This window comes from Ohtaekwangia koreensis (assembly GCF_900167975.1).
GTDB classification, from domain to species: Bacteria; Bacteroidota; Bacteroidia; order Cytophagales; family Cyclobacteriaceae; genus Ohtaekwangia; species Ohtaekwangia koreensis.
On sequence record NZ_FUZU01000002.1, the window covers coordinates 1088869 to 1102345 of the forward strand.

General features: G+C 40.2%; 11 protein-coding genes. 9 read left to right on the forward strand and 2 right to left on the reverse strand.

Features of this window, described 5'->3' with window-relative positions; translation table 11 throughout:
• The first annotated feature begins 233 nt into the window (after positions 1 to 233).
• Genes B5Y40_RS17700 through B5Y40_RS17710 form a run of 3 tightly spaced genes read left to right on the forward strand, consistent with a single transcriptional unit; the run spans position 234 to position 5916 of the window.
• Positions 234 to 3380 carry a SusC/RagA family TonB-linked outer membrane protein gene (locus tag B5Y40_RS17700; protein WP_221408957.1) on the forward strand — a complete coding sequence of 1049 codons (3147 nt, stop codon included), beginning with the start codon at positions 234 to 236 and terminating at the stop codon, positions 3378 to 3380.
• A gap of 25 nt (positions 3381 to 3405) precedes the next feature.
• Positions 3406 to 4992, forward strand: coding sequence for a SusD/RagB family nutrient-binding outer membrane lipoprotein (locus B5Y40_RS17705; protein ID WP_079688109.1), 1587 nt, complete (start codon positions 3406 to 3408; stop codon positions 4990 to 4992).
• 12 nt (positions 4993 to 5004) lie between these two features.
• On the forward strand, positions 5005 to 5916 hold the full coding sequence (locus tag B5Y40_RS17710; protein WP_079688110.1) for a DUF1735 domain-containing protein: 912 nt from the start codon (positions 5005 to 5007) through the stop codon (positions 5914 to 5916).
• Positions 5917 to 6136: 220 nt separating this feature from the next.
• Here the strand turns inward: B5Y40_RS17710 and B5Y40_RS17715 are convergent, their stop codons facing one another.
• Together B5Y40_RS17715 and B5Y40_RS17720 are read right to left on the reverse strand one after the other, a co-directional pair.
• A complete protein-coding gene (locus B5Y40_RS17715; RefSeq protein WP_079688111.1) occupies positions 6137 to 6328 on the reverse strand; it encodes a hypothetical protein in 192 nt (63 codons plus the stop codon).
• A gap of 252 nt (positions 6329 to 6580) precedes the next feature.
• Positions 6581 to 7186 carry a hypothetical protein gene (locus tag B5Y40_RS17720; protein ID WP_079688112.1) on the reverse strand — a complete coding sequence of 202 codons (606 nt, stop codon included), beginning with the start codon at positions 7184 to 7186 and terminating at the stop codon, positions 6581 to 6583.
• 316 nt (positions 7187 to 7502) lie between these two features.
• Between B5Y40_RS17720 and B5Y40_RS17725 the strand changes: the two genes are divergently transcribed.
• The 6 genes from B5Y40_RS17725 to B5Y40_RS17750 all read left to right on the forward strand — a co-directional run bounded on the left by B5Y40_RS17725 (position 7503) and on the right by B5Y40_RS17750 (position 13240).
• The gene (locus B5Y40_RS17725; RefSeq protein WP_079688113.1) at positions 7503 to 8588 is read left to right on the forward strand and encodes a fatty acid desaturase family protein; all 1086 of its coding nucleotides are present in this window, start codon (positions 7503 to 7505) and stop codon (positions 8586 to 8588) included.
• A gap of 120 nt (positions 8589 to 8708) precedes the next feature.
• The gene (locus B5Y40_RS17730; RefSeq protein ID WP_079688114.1) at positions 8709 to 8939 is read left to right on the forward strand and encodes a hypothetical protein; all 231 of its coding nucleotides are present in this window, start codon (positions 8709 to 8711) and stop codon (positions 8937 to 8939) included.
• 536 nt (positions 8940 to 9475) lie between these two features.
• A complete protein-coding gene (locus tag B5Y40_RS17735) occupies positions 9476 to 9940 on the forward strand; it encodes a response regulator (RefSeq protein WP_079688115.1) in 465 nt (154 codons plus the stop codon).
• Between the two features lie 26 nt (positions 9941 to 9966).
• On the forward strand, positions 9967 to 11466 hold the full coding sequence (gene kaiC / locus B5Y40_RS17740; protein WP_079688116.1) for a circadian clock protein KaiC: 1500 nt from the start codon (positions 9967 to 9969) through the stop codon (positions 11464 to 11466).
• A gap of 87 nt (positions 11467 to 11553) precedes the next feature.
• On the forward strand, positions 11554 to 11880 hold the full coding sequence (locus B5Y40_RS17745) for a circadian clock KaiB family protein (protein WP_079688117.1): 327 nt from the start codon (positions 11554 to 11556) through the stop codon (positions 11878 to 11880).
• A gap of 16 nt (positions 11881 to 11896) precedes the next feature.
• On the forward strand, positions 11897 to 13240 hold the full coding sequence (locus B5Y40_RS17750) for a sensor histidine kinase (RefSeq protein ID WP_079688118.1): 1344 nt from the start codon (positions 11897 to 11899) through the stop codon (positions 13238 to 13240).
• Positions 13241 to 13477 lie beyond the last annotated feature (237 nt).

The following is a 13477-nucleotide window of genomic DNA, read 5'->3' on the forward strand; positions in this document are numbered from 1 at the left end:
TATGAAAAATTTAAGTATTGTGTGTTTCCTGCGTGTTAAGCAGGTTATGGCATCATGTTCAAAGACCTGAAAGTTCGTTAGCGATCCTTCTTGTTTATTTTGCCGGCAACGTTTTCGAATGATAGTATATACCGCAATTAGAGGTATTGATTTATGTAAAATTTCACGACATTAAGTTATTTACTGCTCTTTAGCGCTTCTTCAATTTTAGCACTTTAACCTAAACTATTAAAATGATGAAGAAAGCACTACTGTTTCTGCTTATCCCATTGTGGATAAGTTTTGAAAGTGTGGCCCAGGACAAAACAATCACTGGTAAGGTAACTTCGGCAGACGATGGCTCAGCCCTCCCTGGAGTTAACGTTGTGGTAAAAGGTACAACAAGTGGAACCGTTACCGATACTGATGGTAACTATTCTTTAGTGGTTCCCGCTCCCGGTAAAGTATTGGTTTTTACGTTTATCGGATTGGTGTCTCAGGAAGTTACAATCGGTGAGAAGTCTAAAGTTGATGTTTCCCTTTCAACAGATGTTCAACAACTCAGCGAGGTTGTTATTACAACAGCCGGTGGTGTTCAAACTAAAACAAAAGAAATTGGTTCTGCCAACGCAGTGGTTTCAACAAAGACACTTACTGCAGGGAAAGCTATAAATATAGCTGGTGGTCTTCAAGGTAAAGTTGCAGGACTTCAGATCAACGCGACCAGCAGTGGTGTTAACCCGGACTATAGAATTGTATTGCGTGGACAACGATCATTAACAGGAAACAACCAGGCGTTGGTTGTGTTGGACAATGTAATTGTACCGGCTTCAGTTTTCAGTAATATAAATCCGAATGATGTAGAACAGATCGTTGTATTGAATGGATCGGGTGCAGCAGCACTATATGGTTCGCAAGCTTCGAATGGTGCACTTATTGTTACGACAAAGAAAGGTAAATCAGGACGCACAGAAATCTCGGCATCCAATACAACTACTGTTCAGCAAGTAGCATTCCTTCCTAAAATTCAAAAGAAATTCGGTTCAGGAGGAAGTGCCTATGGTATAGATGAAAATGGTAATCCTGCTTTTAACTATTTAGAAAATCAATCGTATGGTCCTGCGTTCGATGGAACCTTAAGACCACTAGGCCCTGCGCTTGAAGATGGCGATCAGGATTCAACTACCTATTCCTATAAAGATGGACACAGTAAATTTTGGGAGACCGGAGTTACAAATCAAACTGATTTCTCGCTTACAACCGGTGATGATAAATCCAGTTTATATGTGTCGGGTCAGTATGTAAATGTAACGGGTACAACCCCGGGCGATAAGTATAACAGAGCTACACTTCGTGTAAACGGAACCCGTAAAATCGGTGATCGTGTAAACGTTACCTATAGCACTTCCTATACTCCCAACCGGTATGACATCACGTCACAAACATCCTCTATATATTCCAATATGCTCAACATGCCGTCTAATGTTGACATAACGAAGTATAAAAACTGGCGTACCGACAAGTTTGCAAACCCGAACGGTTTCTATAATCCATGGTATCAAAACCCATATTTCACTGCGGATAATTACAGACAGAAAACTCGCAATGATTATTTGACTGGAAACATTGAAGTTAAAGTTACCCCTATAGCAGGTCTTGATCTTATTGCACGCCAAGGTATATCTACACGAAATTACTCTGATAAATATACGAACGGTGCTTTTGACTACACAGACTTTGCAGAGCATACAGACCAGAGTTCCAAGAGTGATATCTCCGGGTCTGTTACGGAAACCAGCAATTACAATACGCAATTGCTAAGCGACCTGTTGGCGCAATACGATAAAAGTTTTGGCGTCTTCAACCTGAATGTTATAGCGGGTGGACAGTGGACACAGAATGAAGCAAGGTATGTATCTACTGCTATAGGTGGTCTTGTGGTAGATGGATTATATAATCTTAGCAATGGTACAGGCTCACCGATTTTTGGCGCATCAGAATACAAGACTCGTCAGATGGGTGTATATGGAAAAGTTACCGGTGGCTATAAAGATTATCTTTTCCTAACGGTAACAGCCCGCAATGACTGGGATTCAAGATTAGCTGCGAACAACCGGGCATTCTTCTATCCATCCGTAGAAGCTTCTTTCGTAGCAAGCGAAGCAATACCAATGATCCAGGAAATTTCAGCGATAAACTATCTGAAGATTCGTGGTAATATTTCTAAAGTTGGTCAGGTTAATTTGGGTAATACTTCTGACTTCGGTGCGTATTATCTTGCCGCTACATTTAACAGCAATGCATACGGATTTCCGTATGGTAGCTTGGCAGGCTATACATTGAATGGTGGTTTAGTGGCAGATAACCTGAAGCCTGAGATAACAAAAGGATATGAGTTTGGTTTTGACCTCAGCGCTTTTGATGATCGCATCATTACAAATGTTACCTGGTTTGATACGAAAACAGATAATCAAACTGTAAGCACGAGCTTATCGAGCAGTACAGGATTTTCTTCACTGCTTACAAATATAGGGCAAACACAAAGCCGTGGTCTTGAACTTACATTACATGTAACACCGGTAAGAACCGCGAACCTGGATATAACGGTTGGTGGAAATTATGCTTACCTCGATAACACAGTTAACTCTATATCTGCAGATGTACCGAATATAAACTTGCAGTCCAGCGGAACTGCAGTGTCTGCTGCTGTAGCGGGAAAAGCATTCCCTGTATTGATGGGTTACGACTATGTTCGCGATGATCAGGGCCGTGTGATTGTAAATTCTTCAACAGGATTGCCAACGCAAACAGGTTCACTTGTTGTTCTTGGAAACGCTACACCGAAACATAAATTAGGCATTGATGGAGCGATAACCTATAAATCTTTGCGCTTCTCTGTCTTATTTGAATACCGTGGTGGCTATAAAGTATACAATGGTATTGGGCCTGAACTCGATTGGTCAGGCACTGGCTATAGAACAGCAGTATACGATCGTAAGAGTTTTGTATTCCCGAATTCAGTATATATGGATGAAAGCGGAAATTACGTTGAGAACAACAGTGTTACGATCGCCAATGGAAATGGAAACAGCGGTTTCTGGTCTGACGGTATAAATCGTAACGTGACTTCAAACTATGTCACTTCTGGTAATTTCTTAAAGTTACGTGAAGTCTCTTTGTCCTATTCTCTTCCTTCGTCATTGCTGGGTAACAAGCTTATTAAAGATGTCACCATCAGTATTCAGGGGCGCAATTTATTTCTTTGGATGGCGAAAGATAACCTGTATGCAGATCCGGAATATAGCAGCGCAAGCAGTACAGGAAACGGTACAGGTCTGAATGACTTGAGCCAGACCCCTCCAACACGTACTTACGGTGCTACTTTGTCCTTGAAGTTCTAGTAAGAACATTAAAATATTCTTTAAGATGAAATATATATATAACCTATTTATAGTAATGAGTCTGGTTGTGCTTGTCACATCCTGCAACGACTACTTGGATATCAACACGAATCCAAATCAGGCGACTACTGTAGACGTTGAATTGATTTTACCGCAGGCGCTTACGGCTACAGCGTATTCATTAAATGGCTTTAACACCTATGGTGCACAAATTGGTGGCTATGCTGCCAATGCTGGCGGCTATGGCGGGTTCAATGAAACTGTTACCTATAATTACAATGCTGGTAACTATAGCGGATTGTGGTCAAGTGTATACGATAACTTGGAAGATTATCAGTATATGATTGATAACTCGGAAGATGTATCATACAGCTACTTCAAGGCTGCAGCGATGATTATGAAAGCCTATAACTTTCAATTGTTAGTAGATGCGTATGATGATATTCCCTATACCGAGGCATTGCAAGGGACAAAATACCTCACGCCAGCGTATGACGATGCCGCTGCTATATATGCAGATCTGGCAAAGCTGTTGGATGACGCAATCAGTACTATAAATACCGCAGCTGAACTCCAGGAAAACGGAACTACGATGGTTGAATTGAAAAATTACGATATTCTTTTCGCCGGTAACGTGTCACAATGGAAGAAGTTGGCCAATACCATTAAGTTACGCATTATGCTGCGCGCTAATGGAAAGGTAAGTTTTTCAGACACCTCGTTTGATAGCGAAGGTTTTCTTGCCACCGATGCTTTAATCAACCCTGGATTCACCAGAGATGTAAGCCGACAGAACCCTGCCTGGAATTCATGGGCCTACGGCTACACCGGATCAGCCGCTACAAAGTCATGGATTCCTACTACATACGTGATGGGTTTTTATGACGGCACTAAACTTCTGGATACATTAAGAGGTGCTGCTATATATTATGAATTTCCGGAGACCGGTACCAACCAGTTGGGCTATGAGAATTCATCCGTACCAGCGTGTCCTACAGGTGGTTTCTGGTATCCTGGATCTGAAAGAGATGGCAAAGTTGCTGGTGACACCACCGGTGTATTGAAAGGCCCTGATGCAGGATACCCGGCATTTACCGCTGCAGAAAGTTATTTCCTGCAGGCAGAAGCTGCCGTGCGTGGCATTGTTTCCGGTGATGGTAAAACTCTTTTTGAAAACGGGATCAAAGCATCGTTTAACTATACCTATATGCTTCCGGATGGTACAGTATCGGCAGATACATTTGCTACTGCAGACAAGAAGATAGTATATATGGCCGGTAAGTATAAAGAAGCCAATACAAATGACTACCGGGTAAATTTTGATAAGGCAACTTCTACCGAACAGAAAATAGAAGCTATCATCACGCAGAAATATATAGCGCTCAATTTCGTGAACAGCCACGAGGGTTGGAATGAATATCGCAGAACAGGCTATCCTGCTGTTAGCGGTTCCAATCCTTCTGAAACCTTTGCTTCTATTGCGTCACAGAGCACACGTGGCGATAATTTGCCAACACGAATCTTATATCCTTCTACGGAAGTGGCGTACAACGGTGCCAATGTTCCGCAGGGAATTAGTCCCTTTACATCACTTATTTTTTGGGCTAAATAACATTTAACCTTTATGAAATTGAAACTATATACTTTAATGCTCCTGTCACTGATGGTGATAGGAGTTACCTCCTGCCTTGATGGAGACGATGCTAATATACCCGAGAGTTCTTCCGAAACTATTGTTGAATTGATATACAATCCTTCCGGTGGTACAACGATCAATTCGGGACTATACTATTTTTCAGGTGCCGCATTAACATATCCGGCATCGCACACAGCGGATACAGCTACTTTCGTGGTGTCACTTCAAGGGCCGAACCCGGCAAGCAAAGACATCACCATAGACCTCGTAGTAGACAACAGTATTTTGAATAACAACTATGCAACAGACTCCATTGTATACTTGGAGATGCCTGATTCAGTATATGATTTTATATCTGAGAAAGCTGTGATTAAAGCAGGCGAAAGTTCCGTAGAGTTTCAGCTCATAATATATCCTTCCAAGTTGGATCCGATTCAAAATTACGGATTGCCGGTAACCGTTACCAATGATGGTGGTATTACTACGAGCTCAAACTTTGGCCATATATACTTTCACGTTATTGGTAATCCTATTGCCGGAGCATACTTGTGGGATTTCTACAGGTATAATACCGAAGAAGCCGTTGGTGACCCTTCTACTACATGGACTGATGAGCCTACTACCTTTGCACCGGTAAGTCCTACCAGTGTAAATGTGAAGACCGGATACTATGTAACGCCTAACTATTTGATATCCTTTAAAAATAACGCAGGCGAGCTTACTGATTTTAAAGCAGTTATTGATCCCGATGAAATCAAAGCAGCCTTTACGGATAACGGAATTACCGTAGTAAGTGGCCCGACTATTACTGTGAATAGTGATTACACCGAGTTCACTATAAACTATGTAGTATACAATGGATCTGCCTTTAGAAATATAACAGATATATTTCACAAATAAGTTTTGAAGTTTGGGACATGTCAAAGAGCATTTAAATGATGCTCTTTGACACAACCGACTTGAAAACAAAATAGTATGATCTCTTAATCATACCTATATATAGCTATAACGAAATGGATTTCTTCGGGCGCGTTACCTGTCAATGATGTAGCGCTTTAAAACCCGGTTGATAATTTTATTCAGCGATGTTTAGCGTTGATAAAAGTGCTATGGAGATAACTCATGCGTTAGCAGGTGCTATCAACTCTCTTTCGAAGTAAGCCAGTTCTTTTCGCTCTGCGTTACCTACAACCGCACAATAGTAAATGCGTTGCATATATTTGGTAATCACCAATTGTACATCCGGATCTTCTTTTGCTGTTATAAAGGTTCCTTCTTTATAAATATTATCGGCGGGTGCTCTATAGCTCATAAAAAATTTGTTTAATGTTTCGATACTTTATTTAAGGTGCAAAAATGAAAAAGCCACCGAAAGCTTTCGCTCACGGTGTTTTCTCAGACATGCCATTTACAGTATTCCTATAATGACGTGAAAGTTCTTCGTTGCTGATTGTTAATAATGCCGGATTATGGCAGACACGTCAAAGGTGATGGTAAAAAACTACAATACGTGTATTGAGCAGATAAAAGAAATATATATTTCATTCAGGCCCTGAAATGGAACTTAATCATCATGCTGATGGATATTCTCGTGTACCCACGCTACTTCTGCTTCGGGCGTGGTGCTATCTACCGTGTTAAAGCGACTGAAAACACGCAGCGGTATCTCGTACGGTGAATTATCTTTCAGATATGGACCCGTTACACCGGTCATCCAGCCATGTTGTGCTGCCCAATGCGGTGGATTGGTTTTGAACTTGTAAACATAATAGTCCACGGTTTCGCCTTCATCATCAATAGTAACGTTGGCGAGAAACTCAATTTCATCAGGTGCAGAGCCCAACTCCGTAGGAAACTCAAGCCAGTTAACGAGAAAACTTTCGCCAGCTTTTTCAGCGGTGAAATATAGGGCCGGGAAAAGATCCATGCGTTTGTGTAACTCCAGCACGCGCAGTACAGCATGGCGAAGTGAGGGATTCTTCACCAGCGACAAAACTTCATCTTCAGCAATGTCCTGCTTCGAAGCAAGCTTCAACACCAGCGGTTCAATCAATTTATACTTTAGGGCGGTGAGCTTTCTGAATTTCCGTTTCACATAATAATTGCGATATAACAGAATCACTGTTACAACAAAAATTACTGCGAGTACTGCGAAGAATAATATTTTCATGTGCGAAATAGAAGAATGATATCAGCTGATTTACTCATCATACCCGGCAACAACACACGCAATCGGAGAGGACTAAGACATTGAATGCTGTGATCGTGAAGGAATATTCAGAATGAAAGTGCTGAAATACCAATCAATCATCTTCCTGAAAAATGCAGCAGGCTCTGTATAAATCCAGAATATTGGGAACGCGAATGCTATAAATATAGCGTTTAAACACCACAATGCGCATGGAAGAAGACTATATTATAAAAATGAACGAAAGCGGGTGTGGAATACGTTATAATTATAAACATAATTATAAACAATCGCATTGATGCTCAAATACACATTCGATACGGCACAGGATTCATTTTTTAAAAAACTCAAAGCAAAAGTGGATGCTTACTTTGTAGAACAAAAGCTACATCCGGCCGGCAATGAAAAACTTTATTGGAAGAGCATCTTGCAGGTAACAACGGCTGCAGCATTATATACTGTGCTCGTATTCTTCACGCCACCGGTTATAATCTCCGCTATACTTTGCTTTATTCTCGGACTAAACCTGGCAGTGATCGGCTTCAATGTAATGCATGAAGGCGGACATCAAAGCTTCTCTCGACATGCGTGGATCAACAATGCATCGTCATACTTTCTGAATGTGCTGGGCGGCATCTCGTATTATTGGAAGATTAAACACAATGTGAATCACCACACCTTCACGAATATAGAAGGAATGGATTCGGATATAGATGTGAAACCCTTTATGCGATTACACGAGGGGCAACCCAGACGGTGGTATCACCGCTTTCAACATATTTACTGGGTTATTCTATATGGTATATCATATCTGGCGTGGATCTTCTATGAAGACTTCGATAAGTATATAAGTGGCAAAGTATCGGCTAACTCCGAACCGAAGAAGATCGCCCTCAAAGAACATTTTATATTCTGGTTTACCAAGATCATGTATGTAAGTGTATATATGGTAATTCCCATCATCGTAGTGGGGTGGTTGCCGTGGCTCATCGGCTTTCTGATTATTACCGTTACGTGTGGCATCGCTATCAGCATCGTGTTTCAGTTGGCACACGTGGTGGAAGGAACACATTTTCATTCGGCTGTAGATCAGGATCAAAACAATAAGCAGGAATGGGCTGTTCACCAGATTGCCTCTACAGCAAACTTTGCAACCAACAGCAAATCGCTTTATTGGTTATTGGGTGGATTAAACTTCCAGATCGAACATCACTTGTTCCCGCGCGTCAGCCATATACATTACCCGAAGATAAGCCAGTTGGTAAAAGAGACGTGTCGCGAGTATAATATCACATACAACGAATACGCTTCCATGTTCAAGGCGGTTGCCTCTCACATTCTTCATCTCCGTAAATTAGGAAGTGCACAAACAGCAAAAGCGTAGCAGCAATCTTGAAATGTGTGATATGTGTAACATGCCTTGGGAAAGATGTAATGCCAGCACGCTTTAATATGGTGAACTTTGTTGTGTAATTATTTCGGTAATCTTTAAACACACATATATATGCAATCTGTTCCACGTGCCCAAAACAAGGTGAACATTCCTTTTAAAGTAGTTGGTAATTGGGATGTTCAATCAAAGACTTTGAAAGAAAAATTTTCTCAACTCACAGACGCTGATCTGAAGTTTGAAACCGGTAAAGAAGAAGAACTCTTGAAACGTGTAGAAACCAGGTTGAATAAAAAACGCGAAGAAGTGATTAACATTATTCAAAAAGGTCAGCCTAAAGTCTAATTCCCATTTTTTTCTTTAGTTCGAAGGACAGGTGCTGATAGCCTGTCCTTTCGTTTTGTATGAAGCCTATACAGGACGATAAACGACAGCGTACACGAGCGGTATTTAGATATAAGGCGGTAATAAGCACGGTGGTACCAGCAAAGTAACATGATCTTAATGGTACCCTCGGAAGTTTTTATAATGATGATACTATATATATAGGAAAGGAAACACGGTCAGCGGATTGAATCCGTTAAATTGAAACGTAAGTTCTTTTAGGGTCACCATCAGCCGTATAGCGAATCGTTTTCGCCAACAGTATAAAGGGTATGTCCAGTCCCTATATTAATGTATTTAGAAATTATGGCTGCATATGTTCCAGGGTTAGTGAAAGGATAGGTCGTGATTCTTAGCTTATGTTGATGTTCAAACTTCTTCTTCCCTGGCACTTTCAAAAGATATATAGTTACTTTTAATCGAAAATAAAGGTTGAATGACACTAACATTGTTTACCTTTATTAGCATTCGCTCTTTTTTTACGTTCAACCTGGCTTATGAAATTGCCGCTGTCAACTATACCTATTGGTGTACTGCTTGCCGAAGATGATCAAGATGATCGGTTCTTCTTCAAGAAAGCTATAGATGCGTTGACATTTCAAATTCAGTTCAAAGCCGTTGAAGATGGCCAGGAGCTAATGGAATATCTTTTAGGAAATTCTGCAATGCTTCCTAATGTTCTGTTTCTGGATTACAACATGCCACGGAAAAATGGCTTTGAATGTCTCTTAGCTATTAAACTAAACCCCAAGCTACAGGCGCTTCCGGTTATTATATATTCAACGTATGTACACGAAGAAATTGCTGAGTTGCTTTATGAAAATGGTGCTCACTTATACATTCGCAAAACAGAGTTCGCAGAGCTGAAAAATTTACTCAATACGATTCTTACACAAATAGCAGAAAACAAATTTGTTCGCCCGCCAAGAGAAAAATTTATTTTTTCATTCTTAAAGGCATAGCATACTAAACAAAAACATGAGACCTTATGCGAAAAGGTAGAAAATCAAAAGTAACAAAATTTAAATTTTTAAAATCTCTAACCGGTATTCAAGGTCTGGATGATATTACAACGGGAGGTTTGCCTAAAAACAGACCGACACTTTTGTTGGGCAATACAGGATGCGGAAAAACAATTATGGCCATGGAATTTCTTGTCAATGGAATTACCAGGTATAATGAGCCGGGTGTATTCATGGCGTTTGAAGAGAAAGCTGACGAACTGATCGTAAATGTAAAATCATTGGGGTATGATTTGGATGAGTATGTGGCGAAAAAAAGTATGTATCTCGAACATGTTCGGGTTGACAGCAATGAGAAATTAGCCACAGGTAAATATGATATTGAAGGTTTATTTGTAAGACTGGGTCATGCCATTGACAAAATAAAAGCCAAGCGTGTAGTGCTGGATTCGCTTGATACACTTTTCTATGGCTTCGACTATGCTATACTACGCTCTGAATTTAAAAGGCTCTTCTCCTGGTTAAAGGAAAAGAATGTAACAGCAATCATTACTGCCGAGATTGGAGACGCATTTCTTACCCGCCATGGATTAGAAGAATATGTAGCCGACTGCGTGATCCTTTTGGATAATCGCGTAACGAATCAAATTACAACCAGGCGGTTAAGAGTCGTTAAGTACCGTGGCTCGCTACATGGTAACAATGAGTATCCGTTTATAATTGATGAAAAGGGGATAACGGTTTTCCCCATTATAGCAGAAGCCCTTCAGCAGAAATCCAGTACCAGGAGAATTTCTTCCGGCATTAAAAACCTGGATGAGATGCTGGGTAAAAAAGGATTTTTTGAAGGGAGCAGTATACTTATATCTGGAACAGCGGGTACAGGAAAAACAAGTATAGCAGCGGCATTTGTATATAGTGCTTGCCAGGAGAATAGACGGTGTTTGTTTTGCGCCTTTGAAGAAGCACCCAATCAGATCATAAGAAACATGCAATCGATCGGTTTCAGTCTGAAGCCGTTGGTGGAATCTGAAATGCTCACGTTTTACTATTCAAGACCTACGCTACAAAATCTCGAATTGCATTTTATTGCTATCAAAAAACTAATAAATGAAATAAGACCTGCTGTGGTTGTTCTTGACCCGATCACGAACCTGATGACCGAAGGCCCTAACAGTGATATCAGATCAATGCTGACAAGGTTTGTAGATTTTCTAAAAACGCAGCATATAACAGTAATGTTCACTGCGGCTATAACAGTAGGCTCAATAGAGCGCAATCCCAGTGATGAAGGAATTTCTTCAATGGTTGATACCTGGATGATGGTTCAGGATATAGAGGTGGATGCCGAGCGCACCCGAAGTCTGTGTGTCATGAAGTCCAGAGGTATGCCACATTCCAACGAGGTAAAGAAGTTTATAATTTCAAACAAAGGAATCAAATTAAATCCAATTGCTACAGGCAAAACAGATTCGAAAAGAGTTGCCAAAGAGAATCAGAATTTATTGCCTCAAAATAATCTATAGGATTAAAGTAAAACAGCACGTTGAAACGTATGGAGAAAGTTAAAGCTGATTGATCATTTATTTTATTTGATAAATACGCATCTTAAGATGTTAAAAAAAATACCTAAAAAGAGAAAAGTAAAGAGTAAAGCTGGAGGTGTTGGTGAAAAATATATTCTCCGATTATTTGTCACAGGTATATTGCCGAACTCTACCAGAGCCGTTGTCAACATTAAGGACATTTGCGAAAAATATTTGAAGGGAAGGTATGAATTAGAGATCATTGATATATACCAGCAACCAGCCCTGGCCATTGAAGAAAATATTATTGCAATCCCTGTATTAATAAAAAAACTTCCATTGCCCGAAGAGCGGTTAATTGGTGATCTGTCCGATACTCAAAGCGTTCTGGAAGGTCTTAATCTTATTAGTTAATTCGCTCAATAGGCTTATGGCGAAGAGCAATACGAAACTCTCAGAAGAGATTAAAAAATTAAAAAAAGAAAAAGCATTGCTCAGGCAACAGCTGGCGGAAGCATTGGAATCTTTTGACACTCTTCAAAAGGGAGGCGTTGATGCTTTCGTAATCTCTGATAAAAAAGATCTTAAAGTATATACTGAAGTAACATCAGATAAGAGCTATAGAATTCTGGTTGAAAACATGCATGAAGGTGCGGTGACACTCAATAAAGATGGAACTATCCTGTATTGTAATTCATACTTTGCAACCATGGTAAACTGTCCTTTACAAAAGGTAATCGGAGCAACATTCAACAATTTTATCGATGATGTTTCAAAGAAAGATTTTGAACTCATGCTTAAGCGCTGCCGAAAGAGCGCTATACGCGAAGAGGTATATTTGTATTCCAAGACGGTTAAAGATCTGCTGGTGCTCATGTCTATAAACTCCTTGTCGTTGGATAATAAAATTGTGTTAAGTATAATTTTGACTGATTTAACGGTTCAAAATAAAAATCAGCAAGAATTGAAGCGCAGAGCCGCAGAACTGGAAAAGAAGAATGCTGAACTGGAAATTGCAAATAAAGATCTGACCGCCTTTACCTATGTATCCAGTCACGATCTGCAGGAACCACTACGGAAAATTCAGAATTTTGTAAGCCTGCTAAACGAAGAAAAAGAAAACTTATCTATAGACGGTAAAGCCTATTTACAAAGAACGTATGAGACAGCCAGGCGCATGCGGATGCTTATAGATGATCTGTTGGTTTACTCACGAGCAAAGAATTTTGAACATAAATTTGAAGAAATCGATCTCGCTATAATTATAGACGAAGTAATAAGTGATTTCAAGGAAGCAATACTTGAAAAGAATGCAACAATAGAAATTCATGTAGGTTGTAAAGTCAATATTATCAGGTTTCAGTTTTACCAGATCTTTCAGAATCTTATCAGCAATTCTCTTAAGTTTTCCAAAGTCGGGGAACCATCGCGTATAACAATAAAATCCAATACTATTCGAGGCGGTAAACGAACAGGCAAAAGCCCTGCTCTGCCCGTGGACAAACTCTCGGCTAAAATGGATTACTGCCATATCATCTATAGCGACAATGGTATTGGCTTCGAGACTAAATACAATGAACGTATCTTTGAAATGTTCCAGCGCCTTCACAGCCAGGAAGAATATCAGGGAACCGGCATTGGACTTGCTATTTGTAAACGAATTGTTGAAAACCATCAGGGTATCATTACCGCCACTGGTAAACCAAACAAAGGTGCCAGATTCGATATCTATATACCTGTTGTATCCAATTCCTCTGCGAAAGCCAGCAGCTGAAGATTTACAATTTCATTTTGATCATGCACTGTTTTGGAAGATCTCACCTTCAACGTCATTACTGGTACTGGTCATCTATAGCACCTGATTGAGTACGAACTACCTCACAATATTTATCGCTAAAATCAGTACCCCTTCAAATCATCATTATATAGGCCTGGTACTCGTAATTCACGTACAAGCTATAGAGGCTCGCTAATTGCATAGATAGTATAGGATATGCTGTATCCACATCGT

Coding starts and splice junctions, on each gene's coding strand:
- B5Y40_RS17700 (WP_221408957.1), top strand. CDS start 234: ATGATGAAGAAAGCACTACTGTTTCTGCTTATCCCATTGTGGATAAGT.
- B5Y40_RS17705 (WP_079688109.1), top strand. CDS start 3,406: ATGAAATATATATATAACCTATTTATAGTAATGAGTCTGGTTGTGCTT.
- B5Y40_RS17710 (WP_079688110.1), top strand. CDS start 5,005: ATGAAATTGAAACTATATACTTTAATGCTCCTGTCACTGATGGTGATA.
- B5Y40_RS17715 (WP_079688111.1), bottom strand. CDS start 6,328: ATGAGCTATAGAGCACCCGCCGATAATATTTATAAAGAAGGAACCTTT.
- B5Y40_RS17720 (WP_079688112.1), bottom strand. CDS start 7,186: ATGAAAATATTATTCTTCGCAGTACTCGCAGTAATTTTTGTTGTAACA.
- B5Y40_RS17725 (WP_079688113.1), top strand. CDS start 7,503: ATGCTCAAATACACATTCGATACGGCACAGGATTCATTTTTTAAAAAA.
- B5Y40_RS17730 (WP_079688114.1), top strand. CDS start 8,709: ATGCAATCTGTTCCACGTGCCCAAAACAAGGTGAACATTCCTTTTAAA.
- B5Y40_RS17735 (WP_079688115.1), top strand. CDS start 9,476: ATGAAATTGCCGCTGTCAACTATACCTATTGGTGTACTGCTTGCCGAA.
- kaiC (WP_079688116.1), top strand. CDS start 9,967: ATGCGAAAAGGTAGAAAATCAAAAGTAACAAAATTTAAATTTTTAAAA.
- B5Y40_RS17745 (WP_079688117.1), top strand. CDS start 11,554: ATGTTAAAAAAAATACCTAAAAAGAGAAAAGTAAAGAGTAAAGCTGGA.
- B5Y40_RS17750 (WP_079688118.1), top strand. CDS start 11,897: ATGGCGAAGAGCAATACGAAACTCTCAGAAGAGATTAAAAAATTAAAA.